This is a genomic window from Thermococcus sp. LS2 (genome assembly GCF_012027375.1).
Classification (GTDB): Archaea; Methanobacteriota_B; Thermococci; order Thermococcales; family Thermococcaceae; genus Thermococcus_B.
Genome location: NZ_SNUI01000005.1, coordinates 12,825 through 32,767, shown reverse-complemented (window position 1 = coordinate 32,767; position 19,943 = coordinate 12,825). Strand labels below are relative to the sequence as shown.

Sequence of the window (19,943 nt, the reverse complement as noted above, 5' to 3'; positions counted from 1 at the left end):
GGGGTTAAACTATGACGCTCCCAAAGGTTGAAATATTAATTAACAGAGAAAAGTGCTATCTTTGCGGCTCTTGTGTGGCAGTGTGTCCAAAGGAAGCAATAATAATTGAAAACGATGAATGGAAGTTTTTCCAGGAGAAATGCATTGGGTGTAAGTTCTGCGTTTTGGCTTGCCCAGTCGGAGCGTTGACTGCTAAGGAGGTTGAGTAAAATGGAGCTGCATTATGATGTTGTAGTCGTTGGAGCTGGCATTGCGGGGCCAATTTTATCAAGGAATTTAGCTAAAAAAGGATACAAAGTTCTCATGATTGATAAAAAAGCCGAAATAGGTTCACCAAAGAGATGTGGTGAAGGATTGGGCATTGCAAACTTCAAAAAATATGACATTCCGCTGGACAAGCGTTTTATAAATAGGGAAATTTATGGTGCTGCTATTTATTCTCCAAGTGGCTACAAGCTTGAAATTAGGTATGATAAAGTCGCTGGTGTAATCTTGGAGAGAAAAATCTTTGACAAGATGCTTGCTTACTATGCTGCCAAAGCTGGAGCAGATGTTATGGCAAAGACAGAGGCTGTCGGCTTAATAAGGAAAGATGGTAAGATAGCTGGAGTTAAGGCTAAGCACGAAGGCGAACCTTTGGAGATTTATGCTGATGTAATTGTTGCGGCTGATGGTGTAGAAAGCAGGGTAGCAAGATGGGCTGGAATAAATAGCTTTTTACCACCTCACGAGCTTGACTCAGCTTATGAATACGAGATGATAATTGAGAATTTTGAGTTTGATCCAGATATAATTCACCTTTACTTTGGGAATGAAGTTGCTCCAAGAGGTTACGTATGGATTTTTCCAAAAGATGAAGACAGAGCTAATGTTGGAATCGGAATTAATGGAGATAATCCCAAAACGGCAAAGTACTATCTCGAGAAGTGGCTTAAAGAAAACAACATAAAAGGAACCAAGATTCTAGAAGTTAATGTCGGAGGCGTCCCAGTCGGCGGCTTTTTGAAAGAGCTCGTCAAGGACAACGTTGTAGTTGTTGGTGATGCAGCAAGACAAGTAAATCCAATGCACGGTGGAGGAATGGCCGAAGCTATGGAAGCTGCAACGATAGCAAGCAAGTGGATTGACAAAGCCTTAAGTGAAGAGAACATCGAGCTGCTCAAAGGCTACACCGAGGAGTGGTGGGCTGGAGAAGGCCAAAAACTGCTTAGAATCCTAAAAGTCAGGAAGATAAGCGAAAAGCTCAGCGACGATGAGCTTGATGCAGCAGTTCAAGCATTGAGCGGTGCAGATGCTGAGAAAATAGCCGCTGGAGATTACAAAGAAGTCTTTAAGGCTCTGATAAAGAATCCAAAAATCCTGCTCAAACCAAGGATGCTCAAACTTTTGAAAGAAGCCCTTTAAGTTCCCCTTTTATTGGTCTTATTATTGTATTTCCATTTCTTGCAGTTCATATTTAAACAGACTTCATATTCCACATTTCCTTCCCTAATTTTCACTATTGGAGCATTGCCACATTCTGGACAAACTTTTCCCGTTGGAATTATTTCCCCTCTCTGGAGGAGAGGATATGTAACGTCACAGTTAGGCCAGTTAGAACAGCCGACAAACCTCTTTCCTGTTTTTCTATTGTACTTCACAATTAAATCTCCACCACATTTGGGGCATTTTCCTACAATTATTTCATCATTATTTCTTTTCTTTTCTTCCTTTCTCTCTCCATTATCAACAGCCTGCTTCATTGTTTCTTTCTCTTCTGCTGTCAGATCTTTAGCAGTCTTTTTCTTTGATTTTTTCGTTTTCCTTTCTTCACTCTCAATGAGTTTTTCCATGAGCTCTTTACCTATGTCAAGCTCCTTAGCTTTAAACTCTTTGAGAATTTTTATCAGCTGTTCCTTTGCTTCTTCAATGACTTTATCTTTGCTCAGCTTTTGCTTCATAATTTCCTCCATCTTTTCTTCGAATTCTCTTGTAAGTTCAACACTTACAATTTCTGGCACGTTCTTTTCCAAAGCTTCAACTACTTTCATGCCGAGTGGAGTTACCTTAATTTTCTTCTTCCCTTCAATGTAGCCTCTTTGATAGAGTGTTTCCAAAATTTGCGCTCTCGTTGCTTTTGTCCCTATTCCTAAATCCTCCATCTTCTTGATGACGCTCGCAGGACTATAACGGGCAGGTGGCTTTGTCTTCTTTTTCTCACGCTTGATTTGGATAACCTTGACAGGTTCTCCTTCTCTGAACTTAGGCAGAATAACTTCATCAAAGCTGACATATTTGCCGTAAATTTTAAGCCAGCCTTCCTTTACTGTCCTTGCCCCACTCAAAATGAACCGGTAATTGTTTGAGTTTATTATGACCTTCATGGTCTCTCTAACTGCTGGGTCTGCAAATGTAGCCAAGAATCTTCTAACTATTAAATCGTAGATGTTCTTTTCCTCTTGAGTTAGCTCTCCGGGTTTAGGTAATTCACCAGTAGGATAAATTGCTGGATGAGCTGGGTCATCTTTTGGCCCCTCAACTGGTTTTAGCTGAGATTTACCCAAAAGCTCATGGGCAAACGGCTTGTACTCTGGAATCTTTGCGAGGCTTTGAATTATGTATTTGTAGTTTAGATTCTTAGGGAGTTTCTGAGAGCTTGTACGTGGATAGCTCGTAAATCCACGCTCATACAGCCTTTGTGCAATGTCTAAGGTCTTCTTTGGAGAATAACCAAAAGCAGAATACGCCTCTCTTTGGAGTGTTCCCAAGTCGAAGGGATGAGGAGGATTTCTCTTCTGCTGCTTGACTTCAACTTTCTCGACAAAAGCTGGCCCTTTCTTAGCCTCTTGAACAATGCGCTTTGCTTCTTCCTCATCTAAGATGCGCTCTTTTTCGTAAGTAGCTGTATATTGCCTCCCGTTTTTCTCTAAAATCATCTTTATGACCCAGTATGGAGTCGGCTTGAAGTTTGCAATTTCCTTTTCTCGTTCAACTAAGAATTTGAGCGTAGGCCCTTGGACTCTACCCGTACTTAAAATCATCCACTTGCCGCTTGCACGCTTTATGGCATGTGTTAGAGCTCTCGAAAGGTTGACACCCCAATACCAATCAAGAACATGCCTGGCTATTCCAGCATCAGCCATTCCAAAGTTTATTGTTGGCTCGAGGTTGTACCATGCCTTGAGGATATCTCGTTTTGTTAATGCTGAGAACTTCATACGCTTTGCCTTCTTTGGGTCAATGCCGCAGGCGTATTTTAATGCTGTGTATCCAATGACCTCACCTTCGGTATCATAATCACAAGCAACTATAAATTCATCAGCTCTCTTTGCGAGCTCCCTCAAAGCTTTGATATAGTCTTTAGCATAACTCTTTCCTTTTTCAGCAACATAAACCGGAACCCATTCAATATCAAAAATTGGATAGCCATAGGTTTTGGTTTTTGGAGCTAGTGTGTAGAGATGACCAACTGCTGGGGCTACGATGATCTTTTTTCCGTCGCGGGTCAATTCATAGTATGGAACACTATACAATGTTTTTCGTATGGGCTTTCCTTCAGCTAGGGCATATGCTATCTTCTTTGCAACATTTGGCTTCTCTGCAATAATTAAGACAGTCATTGGCATCTCCTCTTAGGGAATTGAAGAAGAGTATATAATAAATTTTTGGAAGGTGGGGGGCAGTAGGGATGTCGCCCCCCTGGGGGTCCCGAGGTCATCGCAACCCAATACTCCTCGGGCATAATAATGTAGGAGCCAAAGGCTTATAACACTTAACCCTACATGAAGCTTATGAAAGTACAACAGGTGTGAGCAATGACTGGAACAATAAGTAAAATTGTGAGATTTGAGGATGAGGAAGAGTTTTTAATGGACATGGAAAACGTCATGGAGCGATTTACATATTTAGCGAGCCGCTATGGGAGCGGGAGTGTTCTTGAAGGCTTTCTTCTGTGGGACTATGTGGGAATTCAGGACTATGAAGGGATAAAGATATTCCGCATTGGAGAGTTTCCTTATATTGAGGGCATGCTTAAAATTGATTACGAGACATTAAGAATTTTAGAGCGATATTTCGATGAAATTGAAAGTCGTTGGAGTGATTTAAGCGTTGAGGAGATTGACTACTTCATTGAGATGCTCAATGAAGCATTGGGGAGAGAAATTGTGTTCTATGAGGCTTATGATTTAGGCTTGAGCAGAAATGAGGCGTATCTCATCTTAAACATTAAAGCTCTCCACTATCTTGACCATGTGGTGGACGCTGAGGACAGGGAAGTATTAGAAGAAGCTGTGAGGCTTTTGATGAAATATATATGAGGTGGTTTTATGTTGTTCAAGAAGAAAGGACTCTTCACGGTTAGTGATGCAATGAAGGTAATTGAGATTGCGAGCAGAGAAAATGCAAAGGAAATCATCGTAATGTGCGAGACTATTGAGGAAGAAGCTAAGAGAAGGCTGTGGGACTATGCAAATGGAGTACGACTCATGGCTGATTTGATGGGAGAGCAAAGAGAGGTTAGGGTTGAGATTCTTGAGGGCTATGTTAGTGATAAGGTGAAGGGAATTGATTTAAGTGAGGTGTCCCAATGAAGCTTATCCTAGCAGAAATATTTAACAGCTGGCAGGGTGAAGGCGGAAGCGTAGAGGGCTCAGCCTTTGGGAGGAGGCAGATTTTTGTCAGATTTGCTGGCTGCGACCTTAGATGTGTGTGGTGCGACTCGAGACAGTTCATAGATGCCTCAAGAGTTTTACAGTGGCGCTATGAGGTTGAGCCTTTTTCTGGGAAATTTAAATACAAGCCCAATCCAGCCAGCTTGGATGAGGTAGTTGATGTTATTTTGAACCTTGACACGGGGGATATTCATTCAATCAGCTACACTGGAGGGGAGCCAACCATACAAATTAAGCCTTTAATGGCATTAATGGAAAAACTGAGTGAACTCGGATTTAAGAACTTCCTCGAAACTCACGGAGGTTTTCCAGAGAAGATTGCCGAGATTGCTCATCTTGTTGATTACGCAAGCGTTGACATAAAAGATGAGACTGCAAGGGCAACTGAGGGCTGGAGAGATTTAGTTATAAGGGAAGTTGAGAGCATTAAAGTGTTGAAGAAAGCGGGTGCAAAGGTTTACGCTAAGCTTGTAGTTACAAGAGATACTAAACTTGAAAACATCGAGTGGTATGCTTCTCTTCTCAAAAGCTTAGCTCCAATGGTAATTCAGCCAAAGGAGCCAATTGATTTAACACAAAAGCAGCTGATGGAGTTTTACAAAGCTGCTGCTAAGATTTTGGGGAGAGAAAACGTTGGACTGAGCTTTCAAGTTCATAAGTACTTGAATGTTTTGTGAGTGCTTTTCTCAAATATTATCATCCAAATTACTCCGAATGATTTAAAAGACTAGATTATGCTATAGTGTCATGTGGATATGTTTGCCAAGAGTAAACAATTGGGTGATTCATATGGACCCATCGTCATTGCTAGCGGTACTGTTTGTGATAATCATCGTACTGCTGCTGTGGGATAGTGTTAAAAGGTATGAGTTTGAAAAGGACGAGGTAAGGACAGTTGTGTTATTTGTGGCTGTGCTCTTTCCTTCGATTCTTGCATATATTTATTTTGAAGAAAACGAACTTTTAAGTTTTGTAATCGCATTGCTTATCCTTGCAGTGCTGATTTGGAGCGTTTGGAAATCTTTAAAATCTATAAAGCCAGAAAGGATTGCTAAAAATCTTGACAAGTTCTACAGAACTAACATACTTAACGGGCTTATCTTTGGAGTTGTGATGCTCATTCAGTGGAATTTGATGGATAATCCGCTTTTCGCTGTCCTCAGTATACTGTGGTTTGCGGTTAGTGCTTTTGCCATGTTAAGGAAAGCTGAAGCAGTGATTGCTACTATTGGAGGTATGTTTATAATTTTCGGCATAGTCCTTCTCATCCTTCGTGACCTTCTGATGAAAGTTTTCGGAGTTGGGATGATTATGTACAGTTTTGTATCTATTAAAACTGCTAAGGAGGTGAGGGAATGGAAAAGAAGAGAATTATAATCGTGACAGGATGGATGTTGTTAATAATCTTGTTTGAGCTCCTCTCACTATATCTCCAAGATCAGGGAGAAGAGTTATTAGCAAAGCTTTTCGCTATAGCGATGCTTGTGGTAATGCTTGTTGGTGCTTATCTGTTAGCTAAAAGCGATGTAGAACTTCCACAAATTCGGAATGAAAAAGCTAGGTCTATTTTAATGGCTTTATTAATTATCCTCGCTATATCCCTCGGATTTACAGAAGGCGACAGAATTTATGCCATAGCTGGGATTTTAATTGTGCTCTCATTGATACTGGGAAGGTTTGAGAGCTCATTATTAGATAGCCTATCCTCAATTTTTGGAATGATTGGAGTCGCTCTTATAGATTTTCAATGGATTACAGCTAGGGAATATGTAGCTAAGATAATGGGGCTGTTCACAATTGGTATAGTAGGAATTGCAAGTGGAGTACTGTTATACGTTACAATAAAGGAGGCACAGATATGGAAGTCAAGAGAGTCTTAATAGAAATCGTGCTAGTTATATTACTATTGCTCCTAGTTGCAGGTTTGGTTAGTGTTTTCAACACCCTAATTCCTCCAGAGTCAGCGGGATTGCTAGGCGGTGTTATGGAGGGTAAGCTCTGTCCAGGTATTGGTAGGACAGTTAAAATTTTATAACAGATAAAATTAGGTCACCTTAGGCGATGATGTAGATTGGCCTTTGGGGTATTGATGCCCGGGATCGACGAAGCTGAGCCTTCACAATAATCCAACCTCTGCAAGTACAAATTCAATCTCTTGAAGAGCTTGCTCATCGAGCAACAGGGAGGGCATCCTTGGATACCCGACATTTAAGCCAAGCATGTTCATAGCTTCCTTTATTGCACTTATCTGATTGTATTTTTTTACGAGAACTTCATTGAGATAGTTTATCATCAACTGTAGGCGTTTAGCTCTGTCGTATTTCTTCTCAAGAAAAGCAGTGTAAAGCTCAACACATAAGCGGGGAGCAACATTTGCAACGGCTATAACTGCTCCGTGAGCCCCCAATGTTAATGCAGGGTAAATTAAATCAGCTGTCCCGGCTAAGATGCTCATGTCTTCGCCAAGTCTTCTGATAAGCTCTCCAATTCGACCAATTGAGCCGCTTGAATCTTTAATCCCTATTATGTTTGAATGCTCCTCAACCAGGCGTTCAATTACTTCAATTGGAATGTTTATGCCAGTAAACTTGGGAACGTTGTAAATCAGAATTGGGGCTTCAACGCTCTGAGCTATTGCAGAATAGTGGGCAAAGAGCTCCTTTTCGTTGGGCTTGAAATAGTAAGGGGGAGCTATCAAAAGGGCATCAACACCAAGATTCCAAGCCTCTTTTGCCAATCTTATGGTCTCTCGCGTGGAATTTTCAGTCACACCGGCAATAACTGGCAGGTTCGTCTCTTCACAAACTATTTTTAAAACTCTCAGTTTCTCTTCAAAGTTCAGATATGGGAACTCACCGTTGCTCCCTAAAGTTACGAAACCGCTCACTTTTGTGTTCTCAAAATAGTGAATGAGCTCTCTCAGTGCTTCTTCATTAATCTCCTCATCATCATCGAAAGGCGTTACATGGGGAACATATATGCCTTCGATCAAGCGGAACACCAACAAAAGTTGGATTTTTGGGTAATAAATTTTTTGATGAACAAGCTTTTAAGTTCAGTTGCATAAGAGCTGAAATGGGATTCAGCAATGAAATGCATCGTAATAGGGCATCTAACCCATGATATGATAATCAGAGGAAACACCAAAATCGAGAGAATTGGTGGGGGGGCATACTATTCTGCTCTCGTCCTCTCGCCTTTCTGCGATGTGGAGGTTATAACTAAAGTTAGCAAGAGCTTCCCAAGAGAATGGCTGAAGGAGCTTGAAGAAAAAGGAATAAAGGTTACAGTCCTACCATCGAAGGAAACAACAACTTACGAGCTTAGATATCTTGACGAAAACACGAGAATTCTTAAGTTGCTGGCTAAAGCTGAGCCCTTCAAACCAGAAGAAATTCCTCATGAGAATGCTGACATCGTAATTTTAAATCCTGTTGCCAATGAGATTCCGATTGAAATAGTGAACCACCTAAGGAGCTTTATATCCCTTGATGTTCAAGGGTTTGTGAGAGAATTTAAAGACGGGATCGTTGAAACCAGAGATGTTGATGCATCTTTTCTAGAGAGAGTTAAGGTTGCTCATGCCGATGTCAACGAATTTATGATGCTCAGCGATCTAAGGTATCCCGAGGTTATGTTGATCTCAAATGGTGCTGACAGAGGAGAAGCAATCTATAGAGGAAATAGATATCACTTTGAACCTCTAAAGATGCCCGTTGCTGAAACAACGGGAGCTGGGGACTCATTTTTAGCCTACTTTTCATACTTTTACAAGCAGTGCCCATTCATGCAGGCTCTGAAGAAAGCTGTCTCATTTACTGCGTTCTTCCTCAAACACCGCACTCCGTTCTTTGATTTTGATGAAGCCACAGAAAACGCTAAAAACGTGGAAGTTGAGAAAATAATGACCGATGAAGAAACGTCAGCACGCTGAGAAGTGATGAGACGGGACTTCTCTGAGGTGAAAAACTTGAGGTGAGAACTATGGACAGATACGTTCTGCTAATTAAGGCTCCTAAAGGTTACGACATAACCCCAGTTAAGGAGGACATTAGAAAGCTCCTTTCAGAAAAATACCCCAAATTAAAAGCTGAACTTTACAGATGCATTGGATTGACGGTTGATTTGGTTATTCTATACAAAAATGGGGTTGTTCTGATAAAACGCAGACATGAGCCTTTCAAAGATCACTGGGCTTTGCCAGGCGGCTTCGTTGATTACGGGGAGAGAGTAGAAGATGCAGCAATTAGAGAGGCAAAGGAGGAGACAGGGCTAGATGTTGAGCTGATAAAGCTCATTGGGGTTTACAGCGATCCTAACAGAGACCCGAGAGGACATACAGTTACAGCGGCATTTTTAGCTAAAGGTTATGGAGAGCTGAAAAGCGGTGATGATGCCAAAGAAGCAAAAATCTTCAGCTTTGATGAGATTAAAAGCTTAAAGCTGGCTTTTGATCATGCAAAGATAATAGAAGATGCTCTGAGGATTTTAAAGGAGGTGAACTTATGATTAACTCTGTGAAGTTTGGCGAGATTATTGTCGAAGGGAAGAGATACACCCATGACATCGTTATCTATCCCTCTGGAAAGATTGAGCACAGGAAGAAGGAGCTTTCAAAGAAAAAGCATGGGACAAGTCATAAGTTTGATCCAGATGAGCTGAAGGAGTATCTTACGGAGGATTTTGACGTTTTGATCGTGGGGACCGGGATTTATGGGGCTTTAAAGCTATTACCGGAAGCTAAGGAACTTGTCAAAGACAAGGAAGTTATAGAGAAACCAACACCAGAGGCAATAAACCTATTCAATGAGCTGAGAAAAGAGAAGAAGGTATTGGGAGTTTTTCACATTACATGCTAATTCGAAGGTATGCTGGATTTTATTTAAATTTTTGACGTGAGCATTCTTCTGTATCTTCTTCAACTCTCTCATCACGGAAATGTATCAGTCTTTGGGATCAAAGCATCTGATACAGCACAATCAGAGCCACTGTACTGATCACAAAGCTGACTGCATACTTGAAAGGATAGCTTAAGACGAGGAGAGGCAGCGCTATCACTCCGAAGAGAATTCCAACCAAAATCATCAGCACAATCATATGTCCAATGTTGAATTCCGGAATTCCAAGCTCAATCCCCTCGTATCGGAAGAAGTAGACCATCGTTAGAAATGATGCATTCAGCGGGAGCAGAAATGTATAGGGGAGCAGAATGATAGCTTGTGGATTGTAATGAACAGCAAGCGCTAAAATCAGCTCGGAAATCAGTATTGGGATTACAGACATTGAAAGGGCTTTGCTCAGTGCGTATTCTCTTTTGGTGAGCGGCAATGATTTTAGGAAGTCCAGGACTTTACCCTCCACCTTAAGCACGGCATCAGCCCCGGGAATTGTAAAGACTCCTAAAGTAATGAGGAAATAAACCGCCTTTGAAACTGGAAAGTTCCCACTCTGAAGAACCATAATTATCTGGGGAAAGAGCACATAGACGGGCATAAGAAAACCCGTTATCATCGCGGTTTTTCTGAAGATTATCCTCAAATCCTTGAGCATGAGGGCAAACATTTTTCCTCCAAGAGACGCTTTAAAGCCTGTAGCTCTGACTCTCTCAGATTCAAGCTTCGGCTCAAGAATCCCGCTCCAGACCCTCTTAAGGGCAAGCCTATAAAGAGGAACAAACACACCTGTATAAATTAAAAGCAGGATGATGCTCTTTTTCGGCTCAAAAATTGAGGAAATTGTGAAAGGATACGCTATGGAGTATCTGCCGATGATTGCACCCACTTGCTCACTGTGCTCTTGAATATACCCCTGCATGTAGCTTACTCCATAAAACAGTCCCATAAATGCAAATATTGCCAAAATCTTGAGGATGTTTTTTAGGCTTCCGCTTTTGCTCTTTCTGTAGCTTATTCTAAGCCCAAAGGTAGAGTAGATTATCAAGCCGAGTGTATGCCCAGTCAGCATTCCTATGAAAACCCACAGCAGAGCTAAAATTCCGTTCAGCGGATACTTCGAAATAACAACAGCTATGCTGGGCAGAATCATCGCTAAAGCTGGGACTTGATCAATCATCAAAAGCTCGCTCAAATATAAAGCTCCAATCCTTATCGGTAGAGCCTTCATTGGTTCAAACAAGCCGAGCGAGACGACATAAGATGATTGAACGGTAGTAACATAGAGGGAAAAGATGAAAGGAATGACAGCCAAAGAGGATAGCATTGCGGCTATGTAAGTTTTATCATCCGAGAAAGAGATACTTACAGCCATTATAATTCCAAAGAAAACGAAAGCTGTACTCTGGATTGCGATGTTCCTTTTTATGCTCACTGCATTCTTAAGATGTTTTTTGAACTTTTTCTCGTCATTCGCTATCTGTGGATTTCTTTTCAAAATCTGGTAGTGAAGCTCACGATAAAGAATTTTAACAACCTCAAACATTCAGCACACCTATAAGCTTTCCTTAAGTGCCTGAACTATGTGGGCAATCTCATCTTTGCTCTCCGTAAGCTTGAGGAAGACATCCTCCAAGCTCTCCTCATGAGCCTTTTCTTTAAGCTCTTCAATTGTTCCTTCTGCGATGATTTTTCCCTGATAGATGACACCAATTCTATCGCAGATTATCTCAGCTAAGGATAAAATGTGAGTTGAGAAAATTATGCTCTTTCCCTCATTTTTAAACTCAAGCAGAAGCTCCCTCAGGATTCTAGCAGATTTTGGGTCTAATCCGTTCATGGCTTCATCTAAGATTAGGACTTTTGGGTCATGCAAAAGAGCAGTTATGAGGGAAACCTTCTGCTGGGTTCCAAAGCTAAGAGTTCCAATGAACTGCTCCAAATACTCCTCAATGCCGAAGGCCTTGACGAGATAGTTCACTCTCTCCTCAAGTTTGTCCTTTGGGATTCCTCTTATACTCCCGACAAAGTTGAAAAGCTCGCTTGGTGTTAGGCTTTCATACAAAATTGGTGTTTCAGGAACGTAGCCAACTATCTTCTTGACTTCAATCGGATTTTTAGCAACATTTATCCCTTCAACCAGAACCTTTCCGCTGGTGGGCTTTAAAATCCCAGCAAGAATTTTCATTGTCGTGGATTTACCGCTTCCATTTGGTCCCAGAAGACCGTAGATTTCACCATCATAAACACGAAAGCTGATTTCATCAACGGCAACTTTATCTCCAAACTTTTTAGTGAGATTCTCAACTTCAATCATCCATCACACCTGAATTAAGAAGCTTCACTCTGTTTAATAACTTTTCCTCATGTGTTGAATAGTTTCTCAAATCCTGCAAAAAAAGTTGAATACTTTGGATGCGTAATATAACAAACAAGCTGATGTGAAAGGTTTACTCTTTCGAGAACCACAGGAATTGGCCAGGAACCTTTAGTGTGTGGCGTTTCTTTAACCTAAATGGATAAATACTCTAATGCCAAACTCCTAATCATGAAAATTCTTCTCGTAACGGGTCGCCTCGCTGAGCCACTGGTGAGAAAATATGGCAAAGGCTGCGATGTATTTGTAACTCCAGTTAGCGTAGCTGCTTTTTTAACGCCAAAGCTCATAGCTCACTACTTAAAGAAAGCCGGCATAAGGGGTAGGGATTACGATTTAATTTTAATCCCAGGTCTCGTTAGAGGGTCAGCTCAGGAGGTTGAGGATGAGATCGGCATTCCAACGTTCAAAGGGCCGAGATATGCCTTTGACTTGCCTCAAGTTCTACAGGCATTGAAGGAAGGCTTCAAGCTGAGCAAGGAAGTTCCAGCTGATGATCTCTTTCAACGGGATGCACTTAAGAAAGTTGAGGATATCAAAAACAAGACGAAAAACAGAGATTACATCGAAAAAGCCCTCAAAAAGCCCCACAACTTCTTAGTTGGAAACCTGCCGGTAGGCTTTGACTTCCCGCACAGAATCTTGGCTGAGATAGTTGATGCACCAAAGCTGAGCGTTGATGAGATAGTGAGCAGAGCTATTTATTATCTCGAGAGTGGAGCGGACATCATAGACATTGGCATGGTAAGTGGAGAGACAAATTTGGACTTTATCGAGCTGATTCCAGAAGTTCGAGATGCTCTGAGGGAAAGAGGATATGATGCTCCAGTAAGCTTTGATTCCTTAAACACGAAGGAAATTGAAAGAGCTTTGGACCTTGCTGACTTGTTCCTCAGCATTGACGAGAGCAACCTCGAGGAGCTTGTGACTGAGAAGCCAGTGGTTTTAATACCTACAAACCAGAAAAAAGGATTCTTTCCGAGGAATCCACATGAGAGAGTTGAATTTTTGGAAATGCTCAAAGAAAAAGCCCTTGATTTAGGTTATAAACGAATTATCCCAGATTTAATTCTCGAGCATATCCCTCATCTGGCTCGTTCAATAACTGCTTTTCAACTCTATCGTGAGAGAAATCCAGATGATGTACTATTGGCTGGTGTTGGCAATGTTGTTGAACTGATCGATGCTGACAGCGTTGGGATAAACGCAGTTATGGCGGGTTTTGCCAAAGAACTGAAAATTTCTCTGCTTTTAACCACAGAGGTTAGCCCCAAGTGCCGTGGAAGTGTCAAAGAGCTGAGGAGAGCTTTGGACATGATGCTCTTCGACATGCCCAAGGATTTAGGTTTTGATCTGCTGATTTTGAAGGAGAAGAGAAGTGAGAAAGTTGAGTATGAAGTTAAATCCCCTATAATTGAAGCCAAAGAGCGGAAGATCAAGCTCGAAGATATTTACTTCAGGATTTTTACAAAAGAGAACAAAATCTGGGTGATTGCTCACAAAGGAACTGGGCAGATTTTGACGATAGTGGGAGAAGAACCAAATGCAATAATTGACACAATTCTTGAGCACTTCCAAATCTCACCAAGGCACGCTTTTTACCTTGGAAGAGAGCTCGAGAGAGCTAAAACCGCTTTAAAATTGAAACGCTCTTATGTGCAAGAGGTTGAGCTGTTCAAGGAGTTTTACTGAAAAGCTTAAAAATTGAGAAATAAAACAATTTAATGGCGGGCATGTGATGACCTTTCTACGGTCTGAGCTCTGCGATGATGACTACAGCCAGGGCTGATTCACTCCTCAAAAATCGGCGGCTTTGGTTTTCTGAACTTTGCGTCAAGCTCTTTTCTCTGAGTGCTTACTTTCTCAAGTAAGCTCCTAACTTTCTCATTCTCAGGGTACTTGATCTTTAAAGTTGTCAGAATTCCCTCTGCAAAGCCCAATATGGAGACTTCAACAAATTCTCTACCCTTTTTGGATTCGAACTCTTTGTTTAGGGTTATGAATGACTCAATTCTTGGGATTAAGTTCTCTTCTCCAAGCTCCTTACAAAGGGTTTTGAGCTCTTCTAAGACCTTCATCTTCTCACCTCAGCTTTAGATTGAAAAATTTAATAGCGTTCTCCTCGGTTATCCCCTCTACTTCTTCAAAAGGCAAGCCTTTAAGCTTTGCTATCTCCTCAATTGCTACCTTTACGTAGCAAGGTTTATTTCTCTGCCCTTTAAATGGGCTCATATAAGGAGAATCCGTCTCCACGAGAACCGCCTCAACGTCGAGAACTTCTGCCGCAGCTTTAACTTCTGGGATGAAGACAATACCAGTGTTTATCCCGATGTAATGTTCATTCTCTGCAATCTCCTTCGCCAGCTCTTTACTTCCAGCGAAAGAATGGAAGTAGGCCTTTACACCATAACGCTGAACGATCTCAAATGCTTCTCTTTCAGATTCTCTAGCATGAATGACTACAGGCTTCTTAATTTCAAGTGCTAGTTCAAGGAAGTGCTTGAAAATTTGCATCTGATTTTCTTTTTGCCTCTCATTTTCAGCGTAGTGATAGTCTAGACCTATCTCACCAACTGCCACTATCTCATCTTTATGCATCCATATGAACTCCTCAACCCTCTTAACCTTTTCCCAATTCCCTCTTCTCGCTTCGTTTGGATGATAGCCAAGCGTTGGGAAGATAAAGCCGAAGTAAGGCTTTAGCATCTCCCAGCTTTTCCATACATGAGCTTTTCTGTATTCTGTTATTGAGTTAACAACGGCTTTAAGCTCAGCTTTGCACTCCTCTATAATTTTTGGTGCGTCTCGCTTATAAAACTCAAAATGAGCGTGAGCATCTATCATGCCATCACCAGATGAAGGGAGATTTTGATTGATTAAAAACTTAACTTGATGAAAAACATAGTATAGGAAACTTCAGAATTTAGGCTCTCTGCTTAGTCCTCTTTTCTTCCATATTACTCTCCCATCTTTTCTAACGACAGCAAGAATTCTGTGGTAAGGAATCTGCGTTTCGCCAATAAAGAAATAACCATGTCCAAGTTCAATAATTTCCACTGGGATTTTCTTCACATCACCATACGCCCCTCTATGCTCAATCACTATGTAGTAATCGCCCTCGTTTTCTCTTGGATCATACTTTATCTTTGCCAATGCCTCTTTTACTGAGCCCTTTCTCATTCGAAGTCCTCCAGAAGGTGTTTTACATACTCAAGGTTTTCTTTCCAGCTTTTTATAACCCTTCCATGACCTGGCAAACCGAGATAGACGTCAAGCTTTTCAAGCTTTTGGAGAGACTTTCTGAGCATCTCTAGACTTCCCGTAGGGAAATCTGTTCTTCCAACTGTTCTGTTGAAAATCGTGTCTCCAGTGAAAAGGAGCTTTTCCTTCGGCTCATACAGGCAAGTACTTCCCCTCGTATGTCCGGGAGTGTGAATTACAATCAGCTCAAGGTTGCCAACTCGTAAAGTGTCTCCACCGCTCAGCTTTAAATGGACTTCATGGGGGGTGTAGCTTCTTCCATGGTAAAATGAAAGTATCACATAGTCATCCCCGCTTTCCAATGCTTCAGCCGTATATTTATGGGCCGCAAAGTAAACTTCGATTCCTCTCTCCTTGAAATATCTCTCAAAAGCTAGGTTTCCACCAACATGATCAAAATGCTCATGTGTGTTGAAAATTGTAATTTTTTCAACACCTTTCAGATAGTTCTCGTTGAGCCAGACATTAATGTATTTATGCCAATAAACTCCAGTGCCGGTGTCTATTATCAGCGCTTCATTTTCGTCTCTAACTAGATATATGTTTGAGTCCCAACCAATACCTTTGAGCATCACAGTGTTTGGCGGAATTTCGATGGGGATCATGCTTATCACCTCAAAAAGGGGCTCTAGGGGGGACCGCGTCCTCATCCGAGGGAGCGAGTCTCGTCAGCAAGGGTAAAACTCTTCATCGCCCATTTGAAAATTAACGCCAAGGTTTAAAAAGTTAGGGAGACTTTATAAAGGCTCACCACTACTAATGGTTAGGTGATTTGAATGAAAGCTGAGAGAGCCAAGGAAATTTTGATTAATCTGCTGAAAATTCCGTCTCCTTCCGGAAAGGAAGACAGATTGGCATTGCATATTATGGAGTTCCTCCACAAACTCGGTTATGATGTCCACATAGAGAGCGATGGCGAGATAATAAACCTCATCGTTAACCCAGATGCCGAGCTCTTCTATGAGGTACACATGGATACAATTGACATAAGGGTTCAGCCATTCATAAGAGGTAACATTGTCTACGGAACTGGAGCGAGTGATGTAAAAGGGGGTTTGGCGAGCATTTTGCTTATGCTTGAGAGCCTAAAGAAGGAAGGTAAGGACTTAAACGTTGGAATTGTCTTTGTCAGCGATGAGGAGAAGGGAGGAAGAGGATCTGCTTTGTTTATGGAACGTTACAGACCAAAGATGGCAATTGTTTTAGAACCAACTGACCTTGAAGTTCACATAGCCCATGCTGGAAATATTGAGGCTTACTTTGAGGTTGACGGAAAAGAAGCCCACGGAGCTTGTCCAGAGAGCGGTGAGAATGCCATTGAGCTGACTTATAGGATGCTGGAGGAGCTTAAGGCTTTGGAACCGTTTAAGCAGAAGGGTAAGTACTTTGACCCTCACATTGGACTGCAAGAGCTTGTCTGCGAGAATCCATATTACCTAATCCCAGCTCTATGTAAGGGTCGTCTTGAAGCTCGTCTGTTACCAGAGCAGGAAGTTGAGGATATTCTCGACTTATTCGAACCAATACTTGAGGAGTACACGCTGAGATATGAATACACAGAGATATGGGACGGCTACGAGCTTGATGAGAACGAGGAAATTGTGCAGATAGCTAAGAAGGCAATGGATTTAACTGGCTTAGATGAATTTGGAGGAATGAGGAGCTGGACAGATGCAATAAACTTCATGTACAACGGAACAAAGACCATAGTCTTTGGGCCTGGCAACTTGGACATCTCACACACGAAGAATGAACATATAGATGTGAGAGATGTCGTTAAAGCGAGCGAGTTCTTAACTGTCGTGAATGATATTTTTGGGAAGAGCTGAGGTTTTTGTTTTTCTCTTTTTGAGCGGTTTGGAGAATTTCAGTTGTTCATACAAGATTATCATAATCGTAGGGGAGCAATCCTACTAAAGACCCATAAAGAAAGTCATTTGACTCGCAGTTATTGTATCTTATTGTCTCCATTCATTTCTTTCTCTCCCTTGTCCACCCAGAATCTCCTAGTCCTTATGAACTCTCTCTCACGCTCCATCAGAGCAACTAGCAGAGCCTCACCTCTGTACTGGCTCAAAAGTCTAGCTGCGGTATCTGGCCCTGTCCCGTAGCTCGCTAAAGCCAAAACTGCATCGAAGCCGTAACTCTGAACCAAATCCGCTGCCTTTATTAGCTTTCTGTAGGCTCTCTCCTCACTTTTTTCCAGCTTTTTACGGTGTTTGAGCTTTTTAAAAGCTTTGAGGAATTCCTCTGCATCAATTGGATGAGCAACGGCAATCATTCTTGAAGAACACTTGGGACACTCTAGATACTTTAGGCGCTCCCTTAAGCGGGAAACTTTCGTTCTTGAGCTCCAGCCACAGTTTATACAGACCAGCATAACTTCAGTATCCAGTAGCCTCTCTTTGAACAGCTCAAGGATTTCGTCTTTTTCAAGCTCTCCGCTGATTAAGAACTCTCCGCCGATGTTTATATTCAGCTGAGCTAATGGTGAAGGTTCAGAATTTAAGGTGGTTTTAATTCTAATCATGCCGCTTTTTATTTTGTCCAAAATTTTAGTTGCATTCTCGATGTCGAGCTTGTCGTGGAAAATCTCATTTAGAGTTTCCTTCTCAATTATCGTGCCTTCAAAAAGCTTCTCAACTTTTCTTATTTTAGCATCTCTCCTCAAAGCGCCAATCCTCTTTGCCACGTTCAGCATTCTCCATCTGTAAACTGTGCTCTCCCCTAAGCTTTTTGAAATCACAAAGGGCAAAGCTCTACCGTCTTGGAGGAGATAGCTTTTCACTTCACTCGGATTGAGCTGGAATGGAGTTTTAAACACAATTGCATGGGCTTGCGCTCTCATTGTGAAAACTTTCCCATATCTCATTGAGAGAAAACTCCATACAAATCTTCCAATGGCTTCATTAACCTGATTCCCAAAGTCTGCATGGATTACAAGAGCCTTTGGCAGGGATTCAATACCGGCATCTCTATCTGTGCTTAAAGGCTCTTGCCTTTCGAGAATTTCCTTGGCTTTTCTCAGCTCTTCCTCACTAAGTTCAACATCTTTAATAATCCTTTTCGCTCTCTCAAGGTCAAACAGCAGTTCCCTTTTCAGTCTTCCAACATCCAAAGCAACTTCCAAAGGAACAGGAATCATCTCACCTTCCCAACTCGGAATTGCGCTCTCAAGGCTTTTGCTCTCTCTCACTTTGAGCAGCTTTGCTTCTTCATCAATACCAAGAAGAATCCAGCTTCTACCGTGCATTATGAACTCCATTCCCTCTTCTAAGTCCATAACGAAGCTCTCATCTAATCGGCCTATTATATGCCCGCTTGAAACGTCAAAAACTCTGTAAGATATCTCATCGGGAATCGTTGAAAGATTCTCGTAGTAATAAGCATAAGCCCCTCTCCTCAAGAAGAGAATGCCCTTATCTTCATCGTAACCTATCAGATGGGCCTCTTGTAGGAGGTTTAAAACTCCTTCATAATTTTCCCATTTCAAGTTTCTGTATGGGTAAGCTCTCTTGGCAATTTCAAAAGGTCTATCCTTTGGCAGATGCTTGTATTCAATCAGCAAGCCGACAACAAAGTGCGCCAAGACATCGAGGGCATTTTCATACGGCTTAACTCTCTCAAGCTTCCCCTCAATGGCCCTCTGTGCTATGATTAAGCTTTCGAGGTAGTCCTCAACATTGGCTGTGATTATGTACCCCTTGCTGACTTCTCCAAGCCTGTGCCTTGCCCTCCCTATGCGCTGAATTAATCTGTTTACTTGTCTCGGACTCATGTATTGGATAACGACATCAACATCTCCAATGTCTATACCGAGCTCCATAGAAGAAGTGCATATCAAAGCCTTGATTTTTCCCTCTTTTAGGGACTTCTCAGCTTGTATCCTCGCTTCTTTTGACAAACTTCCATGGTGAACTTCAACAGGCTTCCCCCAAGCTTTTAAGCGATGAGCTAAGATTTCAGCAAACTGCCTTGTATTTGTGAAAATCAAAGCCCGTTTATGCTTCTCCACAATGTCCCAGAGAACCCTCAAACGAGTCGCCACATCTACAGGAAGCTTTAACTTTTCAGCAAGCTCCAAATCTCTTTCATCCGGAGAAGGGAAGAGGACCTTTATGGAATACTCCTTTCTAAGTGAGGGCTTTACAATTGCATCGGCTTTCAGCCACTCCCTAATTTCTTCCTCATTTCCAACCGTTGCGCTTAGTCCGATTCTTTGGAATTCTGCAATCTCAGCTAAGCGCTCAAGACCCAAAATTAACTGTACTCCTCTCTTATTGTCAACAAGCTCTGCTATCTCATCAACTATGACGAACTTGACATTCCTCAAATAAGCTCTGAGCGATTTCATTGCCAGGATTACTCCAAGAGTTTCGGGAGTGATTATCAAAAGGTGTGGAGGGTTTTTTGTCTGCTTTGCTTTTTTATATGCGGAAGTGTCGCCGTGTCTCACTTCAACTCTAATTCCAGTTTTAGCTCCCCACCATTCCAAACGCTCGAGCAGATCCCTGTTCAGAGCTTTGATAGGAGCGATGTATAGGGCGGAGATTGGTTTTAAATCATTCTTCAAAATTGCATCTAAAACAGGCAGAACAGCAGCTTCAGTTTTTCCGCTTCCCGTGGGAGCAATAATTAAAACACTCTTTCCTGAGCTAATCTCACTAAAAGCTCTAAGCTGAAGCTCATTAAGCCTGCCAAACTTTTCTTCAATGGCTTTTCTGAGGAGGATATGCATGGTATAAAATTAGAAAGAGAATT

The 19,943-nt window shown here is 41.7% G+C and carries 22 protein-coding genes; 13 read left to right on the top strand and 9 right to left on the bottom strand.

Annotation, left to right across the window (positions count from 1 at the left end):
* The first annotated feature begins 11 nt into the window (after positions 1 to 11).
* Together E3E24_RS07690 and E3E24_RS07685 are read left to right on the top strand one after the other, a co-directional pair.
* On the top strand, positions 12 to 209 hold the full coding sequence (locus E3E24_RS07690; RefSeq protein ID WP_167886787.1) for a DUF362 domain-containing protein: 198 nt from the start codon (positions 12 to 14) through the stop codon (positions 207 to 209).
* Between the two features lie 7 nt (positions 210 to 216).
* The gene (locus E3E24_RS07685; RefSeq protein WP_206205017.1) at positions 217 to 1,404 is read left to right on the top strand and encodes an NAD(P)/FAD-dependent oxidoreductase; all 1,188 of its coding nucleotides are present in this window, start codon (positions 217 to 219) and stop codon (positions 1,402 to 1,404) included.
* Here the strand turns inward: E3E24_RS07685 and topA are convergent.
* Complete coding sequence (gene topA / locus E3E24_RS07680) at positions 1,401 to 3,599, bottom strand: DNA topoisomerase I (protein ID WP_167915840.1); 2,199 nt, start codon at positions 3,597 to 3,599, stop codon at positions 1,401 to 1,403. The two genes, E3E24_RS07685 and topA, sit on opposite strands and share 4 nt — an antisense overlap.
* A gap of 195 nt (positions 3,600 to 3,794) precedes the next feature.
* On the opposite strand from topA, the gene E3E24_RS07675 reads away from it, so the two are divergent.
* From E3E24_RS07675 to E3E24_RS07650, 6 genes are all read left to right on the top strand, one after another.
* Positions 3,795 to 4,298 carry a hypothetical protein gene (locus E3E24_RS07675; RefSeq protein ID WP_167915839.1) on the top strand — a complete coding sequence of 168 codons (504 nt, stop codon included), beginning with the start codon at positions 3,795 to 3,797 and terminating at the stop codon, positions 4,296 to 4,298.
* A 9-nt stretch (positions 4,299 to 4,307) separates the two neighbouring features.
* Positions 4,308 to 4,571: a hypothetical protein gene (locus tag E3E24_RS07670; RefSeq protein ID WP_167886791.1), complete on the top strand. Its 264-nt coding sequence runs from the start codon at positions 4,308 to 4,310 to the stop codon at positions 4,569 to 4,571.
* Positions 4,568 to 5,329, top strand: coding sequence for a 7-carboxy-7-deazaguanine synthase QueE (locus E3E24_RS07665; protein WP_167915838.1), 762 nt, complete (start codon positions 4,568 to 4,570; stop codon positions 5,327 to 5,329). Before E3E24_RS07670 ends, E3E24_RS07665 begins: the two co-directional genes overlap by 4 nt.
* Before the next feature lie 112 nt (positions 5,330 to 5,441).
* Positions 5,442 to 6,029 (top strand): hypothetical protein, encoded by a 588-nt coding sequence (locus E3E24_RS07660; RefSeq protein ID WP_167915837.1) that lies wholly within the window; start codon positions 5,442 to 5,444, stop codon positions 6,027 to 6,029.
* Entirely contained in the window at positions 6,008 to 6,532 is a 525-nt protein-coding gene (locus E3E24_RS07655) for a hypothetical protein (protein ID WP_167915836.1), read from the top strand. The genes E3E24_RS07660 and E3E24_RS07655 overlap by 22 nt, the downstream gene beginning before the upstream one ends.
* Positions 6,511 to 6,687 carry a hypothetical protein gene (locus E3E24_RS07650; protein WP_167915835.1) on the top strand — a complete coding sequence of 59 codons (177 nt, stop codon included), beginning with the start codon at positions 6,511 to 6,513 and terminating at the stop codon, positions 6,685 to 6,687. Before E3E24_RS07655 ends, E3E24_RS07650 begins: the two co-directional genes overlap by 22 nt.
* Positions 6,688 to 6,768: 81 nt before the next feature.
* Here the strand turns inward: E3E24_RS07650 and dapA are convergent, their stop codons facing one another.
* Positions 6,769 to 7,653, bottom strand: coding sequence for a 4-hydroxy-tetrahydrodipicolinate synthase (dapA, locus tag E3E24_RS07645; protein WP_370520474.1), 885 nt, complete (start codon positions 7,651 to 7,653; stop codon positions 6,769 to 6,771).
* Between the two features lie 87 nt (positions 7,654 to 7,740).
* Between dapA and E3E24_RS07640 the strand changes: the two genes are divergently transcribed.
* The 3 genes from E3E24_RS07640 to E3E24_RS07630 are packed head-to-tail and all read left to right on the top strand — an operon-like array spanning position 7,741 to position 9,511.
* Complete coding sequence (locus tag E3E24_RS07640) at positions 7,741 to 8,586, top strand: carbohydrate kinase (protein ID WP_167915834.1); 846 nt, start codon at positions 7,741 to 7,743, stop codon at positions 8,584 to 8,586.
* 50 nt (positions 8,587 to 8,636) lie between these two features.
* Positions 8,637 to 9,161, top strand: coding sequence for an NUDIX hydrolase (locus E3E24_RS07635; protein ID WP_167915833.1), 525 nt, complete (start codon positions 8,637 to 8,639; stop codon positions 9,159 to 9,161).
* Entirely contained in the window at positions 9,158 to 9,511 is a 354-nt protein-coding gene (locus E3E24_RS07630) for an Mth938-like domain-containing protein (RefSeq protein WP_167915832.1), read from the top strand. The genes E3E24_RS07635 and E3E24_RS07630 overlap by 4 nt, the downstream gene beginning before the upstream one ends.
* A 97-nt stretch (positions 9,512 to 9,608) precedes the next feature.
* Here the strand turns inward: E3E24_RS07630 and E3E24_RS07625 are convergent, their stop codons facing one another.
* The gene (locus E3E24_RS07625; protein ID WP_167915831.1) at positions 9,609 to 11,090 is read right to left on the bottom strand and encodes a hypothetical protein; all 1,482 of its coding nucleotides are present in this window, start codon (positions 11,088 to 11,090) and stop codon (positions 9,609 to 9,611) included.
* 9 nt (positions 11,091 to 11,099) lie between these two features.
* On the bottom strand, positions 11,100 to 11,861 hold the full coding sequence (locus tag E3E24_RS07620) for an ABC transporter ATP-binding protein (protein WP_167915830.1): 762 nt from the start codon (positions 11,859 to 11,861) through the stop codon (positions 11,100 to 11,102).
* Positions 11,862 to 12,092: 231 nt separating this feature from the next.
* Here E3E24_RS07620 and E3E24_RS07615 point away from each other — a divergent pair, with 231 nt between their 5' ends.
* Positions 12,093 to 13,613 carry a dihydropteroate synthase-like protein gene (locus tag E3E24_RS07615; protein ID WP_167915829.1) on the top strand — a complete coding sequence of 507 codons (1,521 nt, stop codon included), beginning with the start codon at positions 12,093 to 12,095 and terminating at the stop codon, positions 13,611 to 13,613.
* A gap of 98 nt (positions 13,614 to 13,711) precedes the next feature.
* On the opposite strand, the gene E3E24_RS07610 is transcribed toward E3E24_RS07615, so the two are convergent.
* The 4 genes from E3E24_RS07610 to E3E24_RS07595 form a co-directional block, all read right to left on the bottom strand.
* A complete protein-coding gene (locus tag E3E24_RS07610; RefSeq protein ID WP_167886800.1) occupies positions 13,712 to 13,999 on the bottom strand; it encodes a DUF3216 domain-containing protein in 288 nt (95 codons plus the stop codon).
* Between the two features lie 4 nt (positions 14,000 to 14,003).
* Positions 14,004 to 14,765, bottom strand: coding sequence for a YchF/TatD family DNA exonuclease (locus E3E24_RS07605; RefSeq protein WP_167886801.1), 762 nt, complete (start codon positions 14,763 to 14,765; stop codon positions 14,004 to 14,006).
* A 72-nt stretch (positions 14,766 to 14,837) separates the two neighbouring features.
* A complete protein-coding gene (locus E3E24_RS07600; RefSeq protein ID WP_042680165.1) occupies positions 14,838 to 15,101 on the bottom strand; it encodes a DUF504 domain-containing protein in 264 nt (87 codons plus the stop codon).
* Complete coding sequence (locus tag E3E24_RS07595; RefSeq protein ID WP_167886802.1) at positions 15,098 to 15,787, bottom strand: MBL fold metallo-hydrolase; 690 nt, start codon at positions 15,785 to 15,787, stop codon at positions 15,098 to 15,100. The genes E3E24_RS07600 and E3E24_RS07595 overlap by 4 nt, the downstream gene beginning before the upstream one ends.
* A gap of 171 nt (positions 15,788 to 15,958) precedes the next feature.
* On the opposite strand from E3E24_RS07595, the gene E3E24_RS07590 reads away from it, so the two are divergent.
* Entirely contained in the window at positions 15,959 to 17,011 is a 1,053-nt protein-coding gene (locus E3E24_RS07590) for a M20/M25/M40 family metallo-hydrolase (protein ID WP_167886803.1), read from the top strand.
* A gap of 119 nt (positions 17,012 to 17,130) precedes the next feature.
* Here E3E24_RS07590 and E3E24_RS07585 read toward each other — a convergent pair whose 3' ends face one another.
* The gene (locus E3E24_RS07585) at positions 17,131 to 19,920 is read right to left on the bottom strand and encodes a DEAD/DEAH box helicase (protein WP_167915828.1); all 2,790 of its coding nucleotides are present in this window, start codon (positions 19,918 to 19,920) and stop codon (positions 17,131 to 17,133) included.
* Positions 19,921 to 19,943 lie beyond the last annotated feature (23 nt).